Annotated in this window: 18 protein-coding genes and 2 riboswitches; of the genes, 1 reads left to right on the forward strand and 17 read right to left on the reverse strand. The window is 56.2% G+C overall.

Going from position 1 to position 20,036, the window contains the following annotated elements:
* Positions 1-2: 2 nt before the first annotated feature.
* The 3 genes from JFN90_RS01405 to kaiC are packed head-to-tail and all read right to left on the reverse strand — an operon-like array spanning position 3 to position 2,474.
* On the reverse strand, positions 3-368 hold the full coding sequence (locus tag JFN90_RS01405) for a circadian clock KaiB family protein (protein WP_199393313.1): 366 nt from the start codon (positions 366-368) through the stop codon (positions 3-5).
* 31 nt (positions 369-399) lie between these two features.
* A complete protein-coding gene (locus JFN90_RS01410; protein ID WP_199393314.1) occupies positions 400-720 on the reverse strand; it encodes a circadian clock KaiB family protein in 321 nt (106 codons plus the stop codon).
* On the reverse strand, positions 717-2,474 hold the full coding sequence (kaiC, locus tag JFN90_RS01415; RefSeq protein WP_199393315.1) for a circadian clock protein KaiC: 1,758 nt from the start codon (positions 2,472-2,474) through the stop codon (positions 717-719). Before kaiC ends, JFN90_RS01410 begins: the two co-directional genes overlap by 4 nt.
* A 549-nt stretch (positions 2,475-3,023) precedes the next feature.
* A riboswitch (cyclic di-GMP riboswitch) is annotated at positions 3,024-3,100 on the forward strand.
* A gap of 145 nt (positions 3,101-3,245) precedes the next feature.
* A riboswitch (cyclic di-GMP riboswitch) is annotated at positions 3,246-3,324 on the forward strand.
* A gap of 122 nt (positions 3,325-3,446) precedes the next feature.
* Between kaiC and JFN90_RS01420 the strand changes: the two genes are divergently transcribed.
* A complete protein-coding gene (locus JFN90_RS01420; protein WP_199393316.1) occupies positions 3,447-6,893 on the forward strand; it encodes an OmpL47-type beta-barrel domain-containing protein in 3,447 nt (1,148 codons plus the stop codon).
* 78 nt (positions 6,894-6,971) lie between these two features.
* Here JFN90_RS01420 and JFN90_RS01425 read toward each other — a convergent pair whose 3' ends face one another.
* From JFN90_RS01425 to JFN90_RS01490, 14 genes are all read right to left on the reverse strand, one after another.
* Entirely contained in the window at positions 6,972-7,412 is a 441-nt protein-coding gene (locus tag JFN90_RS01425) for a single-stranded DNA-binding protein (protein WP_199393317.1), read from the reverse strand.
* A 929-nt stretch (positions 7,413-8,341) separates the two neighbouring features.
* A complete protein-coding gene (locus JFN90_RS22570; RefSeq protein ID WP_199393318.1) occupies positions 8,342-8,677 on the reverse strand; it encodes a nitrous oxide-stimulated promoter family protein in 336 nt (111 codons plus the stop codon).
* Positions 8,678-8,920: 243 nt separating this feature from the next.
* Positions 8,921-9,724, reverse strand: a complete 804-nt coding sequence (locus JFN90_RS01435) for an enoyl-CoA hydratase-related protein (protein ID WP_199393319.1) — start codon at positions 9,722-9,724, stop codon at positions 8,921-8,923.
* Positions 9,725-10,035: 311 nt separating this feature from the next.
* On the reverse strand, positions 10,036-10,686 hold the full coding sequence (locus tag JFN90_RS01440) for an NAD(P)-dependent oxidoreductase (RefSeq protein WP_199393320.1): 651 nt from the start codon (positions 10,684-10,686) through the stop codon (positions 10,036-10,038).
* A gap of 71 nt (positions 10,687-10,757) precedes the next feature.
* A complete protein-coding gene (locus JFN90_RS01445; protein ID WP_199393321.1) occupies positions 10,758-11,600 on the reverse strand; it encodes an MBL fold metallo-hydrolase in 843 nt (280 codons plus the stop codon).
* A gap of 57 nt (positions 11,601-11,657) precedes the next feature.
* Positions 11,658-12,797 (reverse strand): 4Fe-4S binding protein, encoded by a 1,140-nt coding sequence (locus tag JFN90_RS01450; RefSeq protein ID WP_199393322.1) that lies wholly within the window; start codon positions 12,795-12,797, stop codon positions 11,658-11,660.
* 55 nt (positions 12,798-12,852) lie between these two features.
* On the reverse strand, positions 12,853-13,965 hold the full coding sequence (locus JFN90_RS01455) for an NADH:flavin oxidoreductase (RefSeq protein ID WP_199393323.1): 1,113 nt from the start codon (positions 13,963-13,965) through the stop codon (positions 12,853-12,855).
* Between the two features lie 76 nt (positions 13,966-14,041).
* Entirely contained in the window at positions 14,042-14,353 is a 312-nt protein-coding gene (locus JFN90_RS01460) for an EthD family reductase (RefSeq protein WP_199393324.1), read from the reverse strand.
* 141 nt (positions 14,354-14,494) lie between these two features.
* On the reverse strand, positions 14,495-15,046 hold the full coding sequence (locus JFN90_RS01465; protein WP_328755209.1) for a TetR/AcrR family transcriptional regulator: 552 nt from the start codon (positions 15,044-15,046) through the stop codon (positions 14,495-14,497).
* A 387-nt stretch (positions 15,047-15,433) separates the two neighbouring features.
* Positions 15,434-15,805, reverse strand: a complete 372-nt coding sequence (locus JFN90_RS01470) for a hypothetical protein (protein WP_199393326.1) — start codon at positions 15,803-15,805, stop codon at positions 15,434-15,436.
* Between the two features lie 62 nt (positions 15,806-15,867).
* The gene (locus JFN90_RS01475; RefSeq protein ID WP_199393327.1) at positions 15,868-17,058 is read right to left on the reverse strand and encodes an MFS transporter; all 1,191 of its coding nucleotides are present in this window, start codon (positions 17,056-17,058) and stop codon (positions 15,868-15,870) included.
* A gap of 81 nt (positions 17,059-17,139) precedes the next feature.
* A complete protein-coding gene (locus JFN90_RS01480) occupies positions 17,140-18,513 on the reverse strand; it encodes an NAD-dependent succinate-semialdehyde dehydrogenase (RefSeq protein ID WP_199393328.1) in 1,374 nt (457 codons plus the stop codon).
* Between the two features lie 340 nt (positions 18,514-18,853).
* Positions 18,854-19,678 (reverse strand): SDR family oxidoreductase, encoded by an 825-nt coding sequence (locus JFN90_RS01485; RefSeq protein ID WP_199393329.1) that lies wholly within the window; start codon positions 19,676-19,678, stop codon positions 18,854-18,856.
* 41 nt (positions 19,679-19,719) lie between these two features.
* Complete coding sequence (locus JFN90_RS01490; protein WP_199393330.1) at positions 19,720-19,935, reverse strand: hypothetical protein; 216 nt, start codon at positions 19,933-19,935, stop codon at positions 19,720-19,722.
* Positions 19,936-20,036: the final 101 nt, after the last annotated feature.

Genomic DNA, 20,036 nt, shown 5'->3' on the forward strand with positions numbered 1-20,036 from the left:
AGCTATTTCTTGGTCCGCAGATCCAGTCCCAGCAGAATCCGCTCCGTTTGGGACATGTCTCCGATGAATTTGCGCAGCGGCGGCGGCAGTTCCTTCACGAGGGTCGGGGCCGCTACGATCTGCCCCTCCTTTGCGAAGATCGGCTGCTGGTAGATGTCCACTATTTCCAGCTCATACGAACCTTGCAGGTGCTCCTCGCAGATCCTTTTCACGTTCTCAATGGCTTTTCGGGAGTTGGGGGTCATGCCGGTGATGAACAGGCGCAGGACGTAATGACCCTGGGCGTTCTGTTCCATTGCGAGATCGAACTCCTGCGCCGAGTCCTTGAATGGTGCCGAGGAATCATCCTTTTTATTGTGCTTTTTCATAGTTCCCCCGCCCGGACCTTCGGGCTCCGGCTCAGTCGACAGGTCGGATGTCCAGTCCCACCAAGACCCGCTCCGTGTTGGAGAGATCGCCGATGATCTTCTTAATCGGCTCCGGGAGCCTGCGGACCAACGTGGGCAGCGCCAGGATCTGGTCGTCCTTGGCCAAGGCGGGGTTAACCAGCAGGTCCACGACTTCGATCTGGTATCTCCCTTTCATGTGCTCCTCGCAGATCTTTTTGAGGTTGGCGAATGCCGTCATCGATTTTGGGGTCTGCCCCGCCACATACAGCCTCAACATATACTTCTCGTCCTCAGTCTGCGCCTTTGGGGACTTGCTCTTGGCCGCGGTCATTTACGCCCCCCCCTGTCATTGGCATCCGATTTTTTGCTCACATCCTCCTGCCGCCCCTTGCCCAGGGTATGGGTAGCCTCAACCCTCGCCTGCTCGCGCTGCCGTTCCGTGGCGATGGCGGCCTCCAGCGCATCCTTTTCCGCCTCGTACCCTGCGGTGAGCGCGGCGACCTCGGCTTCGAGGACCGCCTTCTTGCGGGCGACTTCTCGCCGTTTGCGCTCGATTTCCTGCTGGTGCTCCAGCGATTCGGCGCGGTCATGCGCCTCCTGCGCAGTTCGCGCCGATCCGGTCAATACACCTCCCGGGCCGATGTAAACGTCGCGCAGCTGTAAACCCTGACTGGTCAGATGGTACTCGCGGACCTGGTTCGAGTGGGCCATGCCCCTGGACTTGAGGATGTAGAGGCCGCGGTTTCTTTCGCCGTTTCCCTCCATGACCTGCAGCAGGACCCAGGTATCCATGAGGGAGGAGATCCCGATTTCGGTGCGCTCGATGGAGCTGGCGGTCGTGGTAAGATCCGTGCACAAGGCTGTTATCTGCTTCATCTTGAGGTAGTCGATCAGCCTGGAGAGCATCGACTTCACGTCCGCTTCGCTGGCAGCGGCGACCAGGTTGGAGATGGGATCCGCCACCACGATGGACGGTTCGAACTCCTCGATAGCCTTGTGCATGGCGACCAGGTGCATCTCAAGCCCGTACAAGGTGGGGCGGGCATTGTGGAATTTGAGCAGCCCCTTCTTGACCCACCGGTCCAGATCCAGCCCTATGGATCGCATGTTGCGGATGATCTGGTTCTGTGACTCCTCGAAGGCGAAATAGAGGCAGCGCTCCCCGCGCTTGCAGCCTGCATTGACAAAATGGGCGGCGAGGCTCGATTTCCCGATCCCGGCGGTACCGGTGACGAGGATGCTGCTGCCCCGGTAGTACCCTTTCCCTCCCAACATCGAGTCGAGCCGCTCCACGCCGCTGGAGATGCGCTCCGTTGAGGCAGGATGGGCCAAGCCGATCGAGGAGATGGGCATGACCGAGAAACCATGTTCGTCGATGATGAAGGGGTACTCGTTGGTGCCGTGCGAGGAGCCGCGGTATTTGATGATGCGCATGCGCCGCGTGGCGATCTGCGCGGTGACGCTATGGTTCAGGAAGATGACGCAGTCGGCGACGTATTCCTCGAGGCCGTAGCGTGTCAGGGTTCTCTCTCCCTGCTCGCCGGTCACGATGGCGGTCACTCCCTTGTCCTTGAGATAACGGAACAGCCGCCTTAATTCCGACCGCAGGATGTTTTCATTGCTGAGCCCGGAGAAAAGGGCCTCGATGGTATCCAATACCACCCGTTTGGCGCCGATGACGTCGATGGCATGGCCGAGCCGGATGAAGATCCCCTCGAGGTCGTATTCCCCCGTCTCCTCGATCTCGCTCTTCTCGATGTGCACGTAATCCAGCGCCAGCCGTTTTTGCGCCACCAGTTCATTCAGATCGAAGCCCAAAGAAGCGAAGTTGGTGATCAGTTCCTCCGACTTCTCTTCGAAAGACATGAAAACCCCGGGCTCCTTGAACTGCGTTGCGCCCCGGACCAGGAACTCCATGCCAAGAAGGGTCTTGCCACAGCCGGTGCCGCCGCAGACCAGTGTGGGCCGCCCTTTGGGCAAGCCGCCGCCGGTTATATCGTCGAGCCCCTTGATCCCGGTGGGAGCTTTCGGGATCACCTCTAAAGTTGTTTTCGCCTCTCCGGATGCTCCGGCTTTTTTCGCCATATCTCCTCTCCTGTCACCCGATCACTGAATAAAGCCGCTAAAAGAGGTCGCACTCGACTTGGTTATATGTAGTTAAAAAAAGAAATTTAACAATAAGGGTCACAGAGAGTCATGTCAAGTTGCCCCCTCCCGCACACGCAGCCGCTCTCCCGCTTCCCACTCGCGGCGCCTCATTCGAAGTCGTGCGTTGGCGTAGTGCAATCTCGAAACCGGCAGTTAGAAATCATAGAGAGAAACATGGGGGAGGTGCTGGCCGCAGCAAACGCCGATGGTGGTGCGAGGTTCCGCGTCCTGGGATGAAAGGTGGGCGCGCGTGATACGCGAGCGGGTTAGTGGTGTGACTGAGCAGACAGCTTCATGCTCTGAACCAGAATCACGAAAGGACCTAAGTCTCTGAAAATAAGATTCTATCTCTTTTAGGGCACCTTCCAAAGCGCCTGTTATACTCATAGGCTACGTGTAGGACCAGGCGGGTAAATTATTCTGAGTAAAAAGATGTTGCAACTGTCCGGTTTTGATGATACAAGAATTCTACAACTGAAAAAGCGTTCTCCGAACGGGCAAAACCAGAGTAATCTGGTGACGCAAAGCCACGGGTCCTGAGCAAGGATAGCCGGGTTGCCGAAGAGATGATTTGCATCTTGGCGCCCGGGGTTTATCCGATACTACAAGAGCACTGTCATTCTCAATGGCAGTGCTTTTTTGTTTTCACCGCTCTTTAAAATTTCCACGTCGGTTTTCCCGTCGCCAGTTGGCGGGGGAGCCGGTAAGTCGCCGAAAGGGTAAAGCACGTGTAAGCGTGTGGCACAGAGCTACCATCCAGCGCGCGCTGGTTAGAGGGGCCGTCGAAGTGACTTTTACAGGAATGTCGTCGTGTCCTGTCGAGGCCCGCCCTTTTTTTGGTGCGGGCTTTTTTTATTGCAATGCAATTGAAACTTTTCGATGTGATCAAAGCACACGGGAGAGGCAACCATGAAAACAGTAATCGGACTCATAGCTGGCATCACGATGCTGCCGGCGCTGTTTGCGCCCTGCAGCGCCCTAGCGGCGACCGATACTACGCCGCCGTCGACACAGGCCGTCGTTAGCGGCACCCTTGGCAGCGATGGCTGGTACAAGACCTCCGTGACCGTAACGCTCACGGCCACGGACGGTGTGGGGGGCTCGGGAGTGGCCAAGACCGAGTACAGCCTCGACAACGCGACATGGCAGACCTACTCCGGCGCCTTGCTGCTCGCCACCGACGGGGCCCGAAACCTCTATTACCGCTCCGTGGATGCAGTCGGCAACGTGGAGCCGGCGAAGTTGCAGCCTGTGAAGATAAACCAGTCGGGGCTCGTGGGGAACTGGCGGTTGGATGGCGACTATAAAGACTCATCGGTTGTGGGCAGCAACGGTACCGCGGTTAATGGGGCTGCCTTCAATGCGAATGCAAAGGTTGGAACGCAGGCAGGAAGTTTCGACGGCATAGACGACTATGTCACCATCCCTCATAGCGATACCCTGAATCCGCTAGGCTCTCAAACGATTGCCTTCTGGGTATACTTCAACTCCCTCCCTAACGCCTACAAGGACATCATTCAAAAGGGAATAGGTTCGGGGAAAACCCAGTACTACATCAGGACCAACAGCGCGGGAGGCCTGGATTTCTGGCTGCGGGGGACAGCCCGCGACTATGCATTTACACCGAGCACCACTCCATTCACATCGTACGCTTCACTCGGGATCACGGCAGCGAGTTGGCATCATGTAGCCTTTGTAGTCAATGATAACACCCGCACCGCTTACGTTTATGTAGACGGCGTGCAAAGAGCAAGCTCGGCCGGCACTCCTGTTACAGCCGTTCAGAATACCTCTCCTTTGACTATTGGAGGATTCAGCTGGGACGGTTACTTCAACGGACTCATCGACGACGTCTCCATCTACAACCGTGCCCTCTCCGACACTGAAATCAAAGAGTATTACCGCAATTATGTCGTTCATTCGCCTACAGTGAACCCGGTCGCGTCACCGACCGCCATGGCTGTCATCACTCTTAGCGGCACCAAGCCGGCGGATAGCGCAGTCGTGGTGAACGGGAACACCATCGTGCCGCTCGACGGCGCTACCTCCTGGACGGGCAATTACACTCCGGCCCAAGGGACGAACTCCATCTCGGTGACCGCGCGGGACAGCGAGAACCGCGACAGCCTGCCGGCCGCCCTGAGTGTCTTCGTCGACGCGGTGCCGCCGCAGGTCACCGCCACGGTGCCGTCTGCAAACGCCACACTGGCCGCGCCCCCGGCAGTGGTGGCCTTCACCTTCGCCGACCAACTCTCCCCGCTCGACATGGCCGCCTCTTTGAGCGCGGCGGAGGTTACCAACGCCGCAGGGTACAAGGTCTCCGGGACATGGAGCAGCACGGTGAGCGGCGGCACCGGTTCGGCCGTCTTCACGCCCGCTTCCTCCTTGAGGGACGGGACTTACCGTGCGGCGATCAGGCCGGTCGATGCCCTCGGCAACGGTTCCACCTATGTCTTTAGCTTCACCGTCGACACCACTCCTCCCGCCGTTCCAGGAATCAACCCGGTCGGCACCGTCACCAACACCAAGGTCAGAACCGTGACCGGCACGAGGAGCAGCGACAGCGCGAGCGTTATCGTCGGTTGCGCTACGGCGGCTGTTGGGCCTGTTTCCTATCCCACCGCCACCACCTGGAACGCTTACGTATCCGGCCTCGGGGAGGGCGGCAACACGATAACGGCCTACGCCGTCGACGCGGCCGGGAACGCGAGCGCCGCGGCGGAGGCCATCATAACCGTCGACACCACACCGCCCGCAGTCTACGCGGCACCCGCAGGTGGCGTCTACAACTCGGCAAGGACCATCGTCCTGACCGCCAGCGAGCCCGGTGTGATCCGTTACACGACCGACGGTTCCGCCCCGGGCGCCGGGTCCGCGATCTACAGCGCACCAGTCGCCATCCCGGAGAGTGCCACCCTCAGGTACTTCGCTGTTGACGCAGCCGGCAACGCAGGCGAGATCTTGACGGAGCGATACGTCATCGACGCCACCCCGCCGACGCTAGCCGTCTCCACCCTGAGCGACGGCGCTTTCACCAACAACGAAGTACTGAACATCTCCGGGACCGTCACGGACAACACTGGCGTGGGCGGGCTCGTGATCAACGATACGGCGGTGCCGGTGAACCCCGACGGGAGCTTCAGCCACGCTTTCCGGCTTAACGCTGGCCTCAATACCATAAGGATCGTCGCCGAGGACATGGTGGGGAACCGGGCTACAGAAACGCGCGGCGTGATCCTCGACCAGTCGGCGCCGGTCATCATAGTCGCCATGCCGGCCGACAACAGCAAGACCGGGACTCCTCTCATGCAGGTGACCGGAAAGGTGGACAAGACAGCCGCGGTTACGGTGAAGAAAAAGGATGTGGTTCAAAACGCCGTCATGGATGGAGGCGGATTCATCTCCGCCGTCGCGCTCGATCCGGGATTCAACACGATCGAGATCACGGCGACCGACCTGGCGGGGAACCAGAGTTCGCTGAAACGGACTGCGGTATTCGAAGACCAGGCGCCCTCTCTGGCAGTCACCGAACCGAACCAGGACATCCGGACCAACGAGGGACGGCTGGTGGTCAGGGGGACGGGACGGGACGACCTTACTGCGGTCGCGGTGACGGTACAGGTCGACAACGACGTCTACACCCCCGCGCTGGTTGACGGGGCGTTCGAGCAGGTAGTGAACCTGACCGGGGAAAAGACCTACGGCATCGTGGTGACGGCGACCAACGAGGTAGGTAGGTCGGTGAGCGTGCAGAGAAATGTGATCTACGATGTCACGCCCCCCCTTCTCGGCGTCGATGAGGTCGCAAGCCCTACAACCCAGTCTGGCATCACTCTTACCGGAACGAGGGAAGCCGGGATCCAGGTGGCGGTCACCTGTGCCACTGCAACGGTCGGTGAGATTACCTACCCGAGCGCGACGACCTGGCAGGTAGCCGTGTCGAATCTTCAAGAAGGAAAAAATGCCATCACCGCGGCATCGGTCGATGCGGCCGGCAACGCGGTAACGGTGACGAAGACGGTCGTCCTGGCGACGAGGCCTCCGGAAATCACCCTCTTGGTTACCCCGGACGTCATCTGGCCCCCGAACGGGAAGAGGGTGCCGGTCACCATCAAGGGGGGGGTCGAAGTCTTCGGTCCCGCGGTTAAGTCCGTCTCCATTTCCCTCTCCGACGAGTACGGGAAGTACAATTACCGGAACCTTTCCTTTGGCAGCACCGTGATGGTGGAGGCCTCGAGAAAGGGAAACGACAGGGACGGGAGGAAGTACACCATCAGCGTGGTGGTCACCGATGCGGCCGGGAAGAAGATTGCAAAGACAGCGACGGTTACCGTCCCCGCGAGCCAAGGTAAGTAGGGGGCAGGAAAGCCGGGACAAAAAAAGCCGCAAACCCAGAGGGTTTGCGGCTTTTCATTTACAGCATGTAGGTTCCGATTAGAAGGGGATCTCGTCGTCCGGGTTGAAGGTCGGCTCTTCGTAGCCGCCGCCCTGGTTGTAGTCCTGCTGGGGCTTGCCGCCGCCCTGGCGCTGGCCGCCGCCCTCGCCCTTGGCGGAAAGCATCTGCATCTTCTCGCCGACGATCTCGGTGGTGTAGCGGTCTTTGCCTTCCTTGTCGGTCCACTTGCGGGTCTGCAGACGACCTTCGATATATACGGTCTTCCCCTTGGAGAGGTACTCGCCGGCGATTTCGGCAAGACGCGCCCAGAGGGTGATGTTGTGCCACTCGGTCTTGTCTTCCCAGTTGCCGTCCTTGCCCTTGATACGGTCGGTGGTGGCCAGGGAGAAGGAAGCTACGGCGGTACCGCCGGCGGTGTAGCGCACCTCGGGGTCTTTGCCCAGGTTGCCTATGAGCATCACCTTGTTGAGACTTGCCATGGGGGGTTCTCCTTTTCTGCTAAATGGTAAAAGTTACTGTCAAAATTGTAAAAATAAGTGTCAAAGTTGGATTTGTTAATGTCAAATCTCGTGATTACGGATGGTTACCAGCCGTAATTCGAAAAGGCACCTCCCTAGGCTAGCAAAAGGGTGATAGCCTGCGACGCAAGAAAGTACCATGAAGGCACAGCCACACGCAATACAAATGAACTTAAAGGAACCACGATGGAGGCAAGGTCCAAGACGTTGCCATTCCTAGTTAGGGGCGCCTATTCCAAAGATAAAAGCGACAATGGGAAAAGGTTGTTTACGGATCAGCCCTGAAATCCTTGATTTATCTTACCTCCTCTTTTGAGTGATTGTGCTGTTGGCGCTAGCAGCGTTGAATGATGCACCTTCGTTAGTCTTCTCTTGCATACATGTCAATCGTTTTTTTCTGGATTTCCTTTGGTTTTACAGTTGACTTTATGGTGGGGGGGAAAAGTGGGCCGGAGCAGGACTTGCTGGTCGTCAATGGGGCGTAGGATATAGATGCTCAAGTTTTCGAGTTCAACGTCCAGGTCCTTTCGACAATTGCTTGCCACGATACGCCGGAGCTATACCCATTACGCACTCTCCTTGAAGTCACACAGGATTATCGCTTCCTTTACTTAACTGTAAATACAGGGTCCAGTGTTGTGCTTGAATCCTAACTGTCACGGGAATGTTGTGATTGGACCCGTGATGCCATTTCTATTATTCTGGCCCTGCTTCAGTGCGAAAGTAGAGCTTACGCCTGCACCTGTCGGTTCCAGTCTATATGGACCCACCGGAAGTTGTCGGGATGCCAGAGAATGACTCCCTGATTTCCTGTAGCTCACCGCGCAGAGTGAGAGTCAGAAATGCAAAAGGGTTGCGGTTAACCCACCATTGCACCGCATTACACAAACTCACAGCATGCCCCTCTTTTTTCTTTTTCGGATAGCATCACCAAGGTGAGCGATTGTCAGAAGTGGATGGTGCATCAACATTCGTAAACCCGTCTTCCGCATTATCTGTGCAAGCTGCCCGCGCTTGTTTACATCGAAGCAGTTTGACCGACAAAGACCACAAGCCGGCTTCTTCCCGGGCAGATAAGAACAAGCACCTATCTTTGCATATGCGTAGTTCAGGATATCGCTGCACCCGGAACACAACCTCGATGCCCTGTGCCCGTTGGCACGGCAATACAATGTGATCATGTATCTGATCGTCAATTTCTCGCGGTCAATATGGCTTGATGGCAAGAGAGACCTCGTTGTGATTTTTTATTGACTCATGTTAGCAAAAATCCGCGTGCAGGCGAAAATCATGTGGAGAGGGGATGGGGCGGTCAAAGCTAAGTGCCTGACCAGCCCATCCCTTTCATGGCGGGGCATTGACATAAGAAGGCTGGCTGTGGTTTTCAATCAGCCCCATGGCGGCCTCCTTATCCGGCATTAACTGTTTCAGTCGCCCTTTTCCTTCGGGGCCGTTGCTGTGCTTTGCCTTTACTGCCCCACGAACCGTGGCGTTCGTTTTTCAAGGAAAGCCCGGGTGCCCTCCTTTTTGTCTTCCGTTCCGGCGCAAAGCCCGAATAAAGAAGCCTCCAGCGACAAGCCCACGGCTTGGCTGGTTTCCAATCCTCTATTCACCGCCTCAAGCGATAACCTGACCGCGACCGGGGCGTTGGAAAAGATCTGCTCCAGGATTGCTTCGGACCGTGTGATCAGATCAGCGGCTGGAACGACTTCGTTCACGAGCCCGATGCGGTAGGCCTCCAGTGCGTTGATTACTTCTCCGGTGAGAATGAGTTGCAACGCCCGGCCTTTCCCGACAAGTCGCGGCATGCGTTGCGTTGCACCGCCGCCCGGAACCAGTCCCAATTTTACTTCAGGCTGGCCGAACTTGGCGTCCTCCGAGGCAACTCTGATAGTGCAAGCCATGGCTGTTTCGCAGCCGCCGCCGAGTGCAAAGCCATTGACGGCCGCGATTACCGGTTTACCAAGGTTCTCGATGAGATCGAAGACCGCCTGACCATTACGGCTGAACGTTTCCGCTTCAACTGCCGTGGCACTTGCGAGTTCGCTGATGTCTGCTCCAGCAATGAACGCTTTGTCACCCGCTCCAGTCAGAATCACGCCGCGCACAGCCGGATCATCTCGCCCTTCCTCGAAAGCTGTTCGTAAGTTCATCAATGTCGCCTTATTCAGAGCGTTGAGTACCTTCGGGCGGTTAACGGTGACATAGGCGATGGCGCCTTCCTTTTCATACAAAACATTCTCAAGCGTCAAAGCTGCTGTTTCCGAAGTCATGGCTTATCTCCTGTCTCGAAGAACGTTAGGCGATTGAAAGTGTCCGGCTCAATCACCGGGCCTAATGGCCTGTGACAGGGGAGGCACCCCTGTCATCGACGATGCCGTAGCGAGATGGCCTTCGTGCAGGTGTCTCAGGTAATTCTTCTAAAAAACGCTTCCGCTAGACCGCAGCGCTGGCAAACGAAATCGCATCCTGGCTCAGTTCGGGGCCTCAGCCGTCGTGAAAGATCCCTTTCCAGATGGAGAGGGGCAGGTTGCAGATAGATGCTGACCTGCCCCATGGTCTCGCTGGCACTACCACCCTGTTCCTAATAGCCGATGGTAAAGCGTGACCGCTCGTGAGCAGGCTCTTCAAGCTCATCGACTAAAGCGACTGCGTAGTCCTCAAAAGAGACCCAGCTCTTGCCCTGCTCATCGATGATAAGGCTGTCGCCGCCCAACCGGAACTCGCCGGTGCGTACACCGGGCGCGATCAGCATCGGCGGGCTGAAATAGGTCCAGTTGATGTCGGACGCCCGCAAGGCAGCGAAAGCCTTCATATGCGACGTTGCAATTGGAACCAGGTTTTCCGGCCAGTGGCCGGAGTCGCGCACCAGCACGCCGGGTGAGAATTCGAGCGAGCCGCACCCGCCCACCATGATCAAACGCGGAACGCCGGCCTTGCGAACCGCAGCGATCTCTCGCTCTGTAACGGTTGCCAGTTGATCAGTGTAGTTCACGTCGGAGAAAAAGCGGGGATCATCCTTCGGTGGACCGAAGGCGCTGACCACGGCATCAGCCCCAGCGATGATCTCCGCGATCCTTTCGACGCTGCTCAGGTCATCGCCAACACGGTTGATGCTCTTGGGAAGTTTGTCGGGGGTACGCGCAACTGCTGTGACTTGGTGACCTCGGCTGATTAGTTCGCTAAGGATGGTACGGCCAGCCTGCCCGGTTGCTGCTAAGACAACGACTTTCATAATAGATACTCCTTTCATGGTTGGTGCTTCTTTGATGGTTGACAGTTCTTCGATCGTTTAACGAGCCGATTTTATGGGGCCTGAAGGCCAAACATCAGCCACGCCTGGTGACTGACAAAGTCGGGGTACAACTCAGTCATGGCATCGAAGAGCTCACGGTCACTGGATGCCGACTTCTGGAGCCGGCCGAAATCGGTGAGGTAGCGCTTCGACTTCTCGATGGCCGCCGGTGTGTCGGGAGCGCCCGGCTTCTTATGGCCAGCGACGGCGATCTTCGGATTCAGCGCCGCGAGGCGGTCCAACGCAGCGATCCAGTTCTCGCGGCTCTCCGGCGTGGTGTCGCCAACGTACATGTGGCACTCGTTGTAGAGGACGTCGCCGCCGACGACGAGGTCGATCGATGGCACGTGCAGCGATGTGCTGTCGACGGCGTCGGTGCGGCCCTGCTCGATGATGCGCAGTTCGTGTCCTTCGAGGGTGAAGACATCGCTGTCGTATGCCTCGGGCAAGGTGATTGCGGCCGGCAGTTGCCCGGGCCACCACTTCCGGAATAACGGCATCATCGGTACATCCCCGCGCATGAGCTCTACCGACTTGGGTGTGGCGATGGCACGCGCCTGGGGGAAGCGCTGCAGCAGCACGCTGAGCCCCGAATAATGGTCGATATGGCCGTGGGTGATGTAGATCGTGGTTAGGTTGCGGTGATGCAGGGCAACCCAGTTCGCCAGAGCTTCTGCTTCTGCGACGGTGGCGAGCGTGTCGACGAGGACGGCGTCGTTCTCACCGAAGATTAGAGTCGAGGTCATCGGATCAAACGCCATCGGCGGCCCGAGCGGCCGAGGACGCTCACCCACCAGGGCCTTCTCCGGTGCGGTGAAGACGTTAACACCCAGTGTAGATGGCAGGCTAGACATGACTGTTCTCCTTTCGTTTGTTGGTTGCTGCCCTGGTGCCGGGGACGCCCCCCGGCTTCACTTCCCGCTGGTTACTACTGCCTTCCCTTTTTCACCCGCAATCCGCTTAAGTTGTTCCATTTTATTTTCCGGCGGAACGTAGAAAGCTGTCCGTTGCGTCATGGTCAGCGATCCTTTCGGGCAGGCGGAAGCGCAAACTCCGCAGCCGATACAGATCTCATTATTGACTTCCGGCATTTTGACTCCGTCTCCGACATTGGCCATTTTGATGGCGTCAATCGGGCATTTTTTCGCACAGATACCACACTTGTCGCAGCTACCCGCGTCCAAAGCCGGGAGGAAATTGCTGGGGTGCGCAGCAGAGATGCCGTATTCTTTTATTGATCCTAAAACTTCGCAGCAGCAACTGCAACAATGGCAAATGAAGGCCGGTTCGTTGAGGACGTTGTCGCAGAGGTGCACCAGTCCCAGCTTATGTGTCCGGTCAAGCACCTCCAGCAATTCATCCACCGTGGCTTCCCTCGCCCACCCCTTTGCCACAGACATGCGTGCAACGTTACCTAAGGTGGTACAGACATCCATCGGAGCGTTAATCTCACATTCTTTTCCCAGGTGACTGGCTTTATGCCGACAGGTGCAAAGGGCGATTGCCCCGTAGCCGGCCTGGCGGATAACTTCCGAAGCTTTCTCGTAGGTCATGACCTGCGTTTGCACTGCATGGGGAATCACGTTTTCGTACACGAGTGTCCGGAATTGTGTCGTATCGCCCCCGAACAACGCGTTTCTGACCTCGGGGTTGTTGAGATATTTGTCAAATTGTTCTGCCAGTTGTTTAAGTTCCACGTAATCAGGTTTCTTCACCCGATTAAAAGTAAACTCAAAAAAGCCGATCATCATGGGAGAGAGCATGTAGACCGTTCCATCCGGGGTAGGTATGTTCAATACCAAGCCCTTGTGGATCATGCTTTGGAGGGTTTTTTCCAACTCATCTTGTCCAATTCCCGTACTGCTGACGATCTGTTCCAGTTTCATAGGTGCCATGGGAAATTTGCCACCCACCATAGCCTCACTCTCGGTATAGAGGTGGTGGAGTATGTCCATCAGTTCATCGTTGATAGGTGTCCCCACCGGTGCGTTCTTCAACCTCTCGGCAAGTAAGGTGTAAACCGCTTCCTTAGCATTTGCGCCATGTCCCATGACTACTTCCTCCATTTATTGGTGTATGTTTATTGTTCTGCGTCGCCCTCACAAATCATTTAGCTGCGTTGCCCTTTCGGGCAATGCACTGCACGCCTTGTCCTTTTAATCCTGGTGCGAAACATCCATTACAATAAATACAGGCTGCTGGTGCAGTATCCCCCTCTTTCCAACGCTTAATCAGATCGGATTCGCGGATCAACGGACGGCAAAAGGAAACATAATCCGTCAAGCCGACGCTTACGACCTTTTCGGATGCTTCAAGAGAGCGATTGCCGCCCACTAACACCAATGGTACGCTGATTTTTTCTTTATAACGAGTTGCGGCATCCTTGTAATAGACCTCTTTTTCAGGCGTATCCAAGGCACCAACCCTGCAACATGAGAAAGCCCCTGAAGCATAAACTGTCCCGCCACTCATCTCTATCGCATCCACACCTGCGTCTTCCAGCATTGAACATACCTGAAGCATTTCATCCTGAGTAAAACCACCTTCGACGAAATCCTCGGAATTGATCTTCACAAGGACAGGAAACTTCTCACCGACTTCGTTCCTTACTGCTTGTATTGCCCGAACCAGTACCCTTGCACGATTTTCAATACTGCCGCCGTAGTTGTCTGTACGTTTGTTGAAAAATGGAGAGAGGAACTGGGTCAGCAAATAGCCATGGGCTCCATGCAGTTGCACGCCATCAAAACCGGCTTTTTGGGCCCGCCCTGCGGCCTTTCCAAAGGCATCGACGACCTCGTCGATTTCCTGCAAGGTCATTTCTCGGCATTTAGGGAAGTTGTCGGTGTCGTTCGCAGATGGTCCCAATGGTTCATGCCCGGTTATGGCTGAAGGGGCATAGCACCCTGCATGGGCCAATTGGAGGACAACCTTACCCCCAGCATCGTGAATCGCTCCAGCCATTTTAGCCAGGCCGTCAGTGAATTCATCACCGCATGCAGCTAATTGCCACGGTGCAGCTTTACCTTCCGGTTTCACATAAGCCATGCCGGTGATTATCAACCCCACGCCACCACTTACTCTTTCGACAGTCATGTCGATGTTTCTTTGAGTACAGAATCCATTGTCATCGGCACAGCCATCCCATGTGGCCGAATAGATGAATCTGTTCCCGAGAGACATTCCATTAATATTGGTCTTTTCAAACACTTTCCCCATTGCCGTTCCTCCGATCTTTTTGTTGTTTCTCACGTGATGTTTATGAATAGACAAGTCTACTTGATGAGCCATGCGGCTATATTTTTACGCTGCTGATCTGAACTACCGGCTGGATGTCCGTGTAGTTGAGAAGGTCCTGCCTAAATGTTTCCGCATGGGGGGCAAATGCGGCCTGGAACGCCTCCAACGAATCGAACAACAAGTGCGCCAGAGCAGCGAATGGAGCAGGAGAACCCGGGTCCCGGCCACATACCCCCTGTTCCACTTCGACACCCTTGCACGCCACTCCCAACTTCTCCCGAATCATTGGAATGTGTCTGTTGCAGTAATAGTCCATGTCGAATTTGCTCCCTTTGCTAGCAGGGTACAGCACGCTGAGCTTGATCATATTGCGTTTCTCCTTTCCATTCTCCAGAGTTATCTTACGGCTGCAACAGCTCTGCAGGTCACATAGACTAGTCTACTTGATAATAAGCCCAAAAATTGAGGGGACTTTAGCAAAACTTCTGAAAGGCCCCTCTGGTGCCCTCTACGCTAAAAACACGTCGAAATAGAGATTGACAAAGTTCTTCAGCGGTTCGACCGACTTCATCACCTTCGCTCGCAGCAGTGCGCCTTCGAAGGACGTGACTATACTCTCAGCGAGAACCGCGGGTTCGACATCGATAGGGATCGCCCCATCCTCTCGGGCTTCTTTGAGGAGCGCGGCAAGGGAATCGATCCACCCCTGCAGAGCATACTCAAGACGCTGCCTGAACGCCTCACACTGATCGGACATTTCAAGAGCCAGATTAGCGATCAGGCACCCCTTATTGCAGTTATTGTCTTCAAACCGGGTGATGAGGACTTCTAACGATTTCCTGATCCGCATCAGAGGAGGCAGCGAGACGTCCTCCATGGCTGGCTCGAGCAGCACGAGCATGTCGGCAAGGAAGAGGTCTATGACGGCAAGGCCAAACTCCTCTTTGCAGGAGAAAAAGTTGTAGAAAGACCCCTTCGGCACATTTGCCTGCTTAAGGATTGCGTCGATGCCGGTACCGTTGAATCCCTTGGTAATTATGATGTCGAGTCCGGCCCGCACTATGTCATCTTTGTCATGTACGCGTTTCATGGCCAGAAAGTAGACTGATCAGTCTAAAGTTGCAAGCGTTTTTTGCCTGCCCCATAAAATAACTCCCTTTTCAGGGAGGTAGGCATGGAGCCCAGGTAATGCACAAGGGGGGCTTCACCTCCGAGTGTCATATCTTTCAATGTTCATTTCGATGCACTGAAGTTGTGGTGGCGGGATCAGTTCCCCACCACCCACAGCGAGGGCTCGGATCCATCGGCTAATGTTTCTGCGAGTGCCAATAACCGATGAGTTAGATAATCGACACACTGCCCGGCCCAGACTCCGATTTCTTCAGTTTCAGCGCACAACGGGTCCGCAGCCGGCTCAACTGACCGCGTCTAAGCATTGCAGGCCGCCTCAACTGCCATGAAGGTGGGCCTGGATATCCCTTTGCTTCTGCTTGATATACTGGCTTACCTCACCCCCTCCTCCTGACCGGAGCGCCTCCTCCGTCTCGAGGCTATTGCTGCCCGCTACGTGAGTGATTTGACTGGCGATCCGACTGATTACCTTCTCTTGGCAGGTGCCGTGCTGCGTTCCCCTTGAAGTCTGCGACGTCGTTTTCCCTGACTGGACTGTTTCCGAGGTCTCACTGGAAAGACGGTTGACAACCATCTCCTGGGGAGTTTCAGCTAGAGCCGGGAGTGCCGCAAGTGCGACAAAAAGTGCTGCGGCTGCCATTACGCCCTTCTTCGCTGTGTTCCGGTTGGTCCCCTCAATGTGTCTCATGATGAATCTCCGTTCCTGCTTTGGTTGCGCTCCGCTGTAGCGGGTTGGGTCCTATGTCGTTATCAAGATACGCCGGAGTAAACAGTTGTGGCGTTGGCGGTCTGGTGGTGGGGGCGTGCAATGCGGTGCTGCGCCCATTCGGCGAAGACAAGTCCTGCTACGATGAAGACCGCGCCGACGAGGCCGAGTGCATGGCGATCGAAATAAGTGATGGCCGCTCCGCCTAATAGACCCGATACGGACACTGCAAGGTAGATAGCAGTCGAGTTCAGCCCCAGCAGCAGCGGTGCTGCAGAAGGGGTGATGCCGATCAGGCGGAGCTGCTGCGGCACGAGAAAGCCCCAACCAAACAGCCCCCAAATGACAAGAGCCAGCACTGTGGTCACGAGCGAAGCCGATGTCCACGGCAGCAATGCAAAGTCCAGTACGAGGACAACTATGGCCATATTGATAAGGCGGCGGTTACCGAAACGGTCGGCCAAGCGGCCGGCAGTAAGACTGCCCGCCGTTGCCGCCACGCCTCGAAGCAGAAGCAGCCCAGCCAAGATGCCTGGCTCGCCACGAGTGACTCGGTCAAGGCTCGGGTCAATGTAAGTATTTACTATGAAGAGACCGGTAAAGACGACGCCGATCGTCGATAGCGTTAGCATCACGCGTGAATCGCGGAGCGGAGCAAGCCGGCGTGAAAAATTAACCACTGGCGGCGTTGGGATATCCGAAAGGAATAGGGCCACACCCATCCAGGCCAATGTGCCGAGGGCGGCTACGAACCACATCGTTGCGCGCCAATCCAGCAGACCTCCGATAAAGACACCAAGCGGTGCGCCGAACGCCGTCCCGCTGGACAGTCCGGCGACGACAATGGAGAGTGCTTGACCACGCTGCTCGGGCTCCACCAGCGAAGCACCGGTGGCAGTCGCCGTCGGGCTGAACATGGCTGCGGCTAAGCCAGACAGCAACCGGCTCGCCAAGACCAGCTCGATGCTCGGCGCAACGGCAGTGATGATGTCGCCGAGCACTAAGACCGCAAGACCAGCCAGCAGCAGCCGCTTACGGGGCCAATGCGCGGCAACTGCTGCGATGATCGGCGACAGCAGCGCGTAGCTCAATGCGAAGAGAGTGACCATTTGGCCTGCCAGTACGATTGATACGCCGAGTGAAACAGAAACTTGGCGCAAAACGCCGGAGACAACAAAGCTATCTGTACCAATCGCGAACATGCCGCAGGCCAGTACGAGGAGGCGCTTATCCATAATTAATATCCTTAGTAGAGAGAAAACGTGCTTTTCACCGATAGCACGCTGAAAGCAGTCGACAGTCGATAGGCCAGCAGCTCAATCCTTACCGACGACCACCAGCTTACGGTTCACGAACTCTTTAAGTCCAGCGTCTCCAAGTTCGCGGCCATGGCCAGAACGCTTGATGCCGCCAAAAGGCAGCTCGGGACGAGAGGTGGTGGGCGTGTTGATGAATACCATTCCAGTTTCAATCCGCGATGCCAGCAGGCGCGCACGTTTAATGTCTGTCGAAAAGATCGAACCGCCCAAGCCGAACAACGAATCGTTCGCCAACTCCACAACGGCGTCATCGTCATCAACGACGAAGATCGATGCGACTGGGCCAAAGAACTCCTGGTAGTATGCAGGATTGTCCTTTGTGATACCTGCCAGCACAGTCGGTTCGTAGAAGAAACCGGTCCGATCAGCGCGCTTGCCGCCGGTCAAAACCTGTGCCCCGTTCCTCACAGCTTCATCGACCTGGTGGCTGAGGCCTACCAGTGCATCCTGGGACGACAACGGCCCGAGCAAGGTCTCTTGTGCCATCGGATCACCCATGGGCACGCTCTTCATTCCTGCGACGAATGCCTCGATGAAGGTGTCGGCAACGGCGCGCTGGACGATGAAGCGCTTGGCGCCAATGCAGACTTGGCCGGCGTTGGCGATACGAGTCGAGATGCCTGCGCTAACCGCCTTGGCGATACCGGCATCGTCCAGCACGACGAAGACGTCGCTGCCACCAAGCTCCAGCGTGGACTTCTTGAGCATTTCCGAGGCACGTGCGCCCACTTTGCTGCCAGCGCCTTCAGATCCGGTCAGTGCAACGCCCTGGATGCGGACGTCCGCCAGAAGTTCTGAGATCTTGGAGGAGGACGCGTAGAGGTTGGTCACTGCGCCATCCGGGGCGCCTGCCTGCCGAATGATGTCTTCAAATATGGCCGCGCATTGCGGAACGATTCCGGCGTGCTTGAACATAACCGGGTTGCCGACTGCGATAGCCGGTGCAACGACGCGGGTGAGCTGATAGATCGGAAAGTTCCATGCCTCCACCGCGAGCAGGACGCCGATCGGGTGGAACTCGATCCAACCCTCTCCAACATCATTTGCGACAGGTTCTGGCTGCAGAAGCACAGCCGAGTTCATAGCGTAGAAACGGGCAATCGATGCGCAGAGATCAACTTCCTTCTGGCCCTGAGCCACAGGCTTCCCCATTTCCAGAGCCATGGTGCAGGCGAGCCTTTCGCGGTTCTCGGTCAGAAGTGCGGAAAGTCTATCAAGGACGGCAAGCCGTGGAGCTATGTCGCCCTTGGACCAGATCGAATGGTACAGGGCATCTGCTTTGGCGAGAGCAGCTTCGATCTCGCCATCAGTATGGTCTGCAAATTCCAGAATGATTTGTTCGGTGAAAGGATTGAGGGTTCTGTATGCCATGATTCACTCCTTGGATTCTGTGCAGCCGCTGGCGATGGTCACCGGCCGTATTCGCGCCCCACACACGGTGGCAATTTGGACCGGTCTACTTGATACCTATTGCGAAAATTGGGAGTGCTGAGAAGTCCTCCCAAAACTCTCAGCCATCCCCCTAGTGTCGTTCTTACAAGATGTAACTTAGACCGGTCCGTCTAAACCGTCAAGTTTTTTTTACCTCGTCTTTGTAAAAGTCCGGTGCCACACCAATCCAACCGAGACTGCACGGAACGGGAAAAGAATTCACAAATTGCAAGGAGGCTGGCGGGTGCCGCCTCGCGTCCAGAACTCCCTAGCGGGCAATCTAGTATATGCCAACGCTGTTGTTGGCGTCCTCAATGCGCATCAATCGAACATTTTCGTTCCATTCCTTAGGACCACAGTAGCGGTATTCAGGGTGGGGATCTTCTACCGCATCAACAATCACCGAGATCAAACCCTCCCGGTGCTCAGCAATCACGGGGCCAACATGAAATTGATTATTTAGGGCATTGGCTTCCTTCATTTTGATGACCTCAGCGTCACAGGCAAACAACGATGTGTCATTGAACCATCTGTATTTTGACGCTACCAGCAGTTCGTTGAAGCCAGTGTCATATGGTCCGGGTTCTATGACCACCACCTTGATATTATGATGTTCCAGCTCAGCCCGCAGGGCCTCGGAAAAGACCTCCACCGCATGCTTTGTCATGCAGTACGGTCCAAAATAAGGAAAAGTAAGTCTTCCGGCGATTGACGAGATATTGATAATCTTTCCCGCACCCTTTTTGAGCATCCCTTTCACCAATCCCTGGGTAAGTTCAAGGGCTCCGAAGACGTTTGTCTCAAAACTCGCCCGAACCAGATCCACCGGGATCTCTGCGATAGGGCCAGATTCGCCGATGCCGGCGTTATTCACCAGCACATCAACGTCCCATTGTTCGGCTCGTTTCCGATCTGCATGATCGCAAACATCGAGCTTCTCCACCCGCAATGTCACCTCAGCCGCTGCGGCGGCCGCCTTTACTGCGGTGATTTGAGAAACGATCTGGGTCGTCGCGATAACCTCATAGCCGCGGCGTGCCAGTTCAAGGGAGGCACCGAGACCAAACCCGGAACCAGCTCCTGTGATCAAAATTGTTGGATTCATGGTTCTCTCCCTTCTGTCCTCAGGTAGACGCACCGCCCCGTTCATGAGTTCGGGAGGTGGATCAGATCGCAGCAGCGGCATTTCCCATAGCGTACCGGCAACAATAGCAGGTTTGTGGTCAGACATCTTTTGCAGAGCCAGAAGGAGTAGTCGGTCACTTCGCGTCCGGCAACTTCGCTGAAACGCCAAGCGTAGTACGATTCCCAGTCGTACTCCGGCACTTCCTTGGCTTTTTCTACCAACTGCTCAAGCAACATGATGCACCTCCGTATCGTTTCGAGCAGAACTACAGCAGTGAAAGTCCCGTGCGTGGCTTTTTGTGTTCCAGTGCCTGCGGCGCGATAACGGATCACATCCC

The organism is Geomonas propionica, from assembly GCF_016458235.1.
GTDB classification, from domain to species: Bacteria; Desulfobacterota; Desulfuromonadia; order Geobacterales; family Geobacteraceae; genus Geomonas; species Geomonas propionica.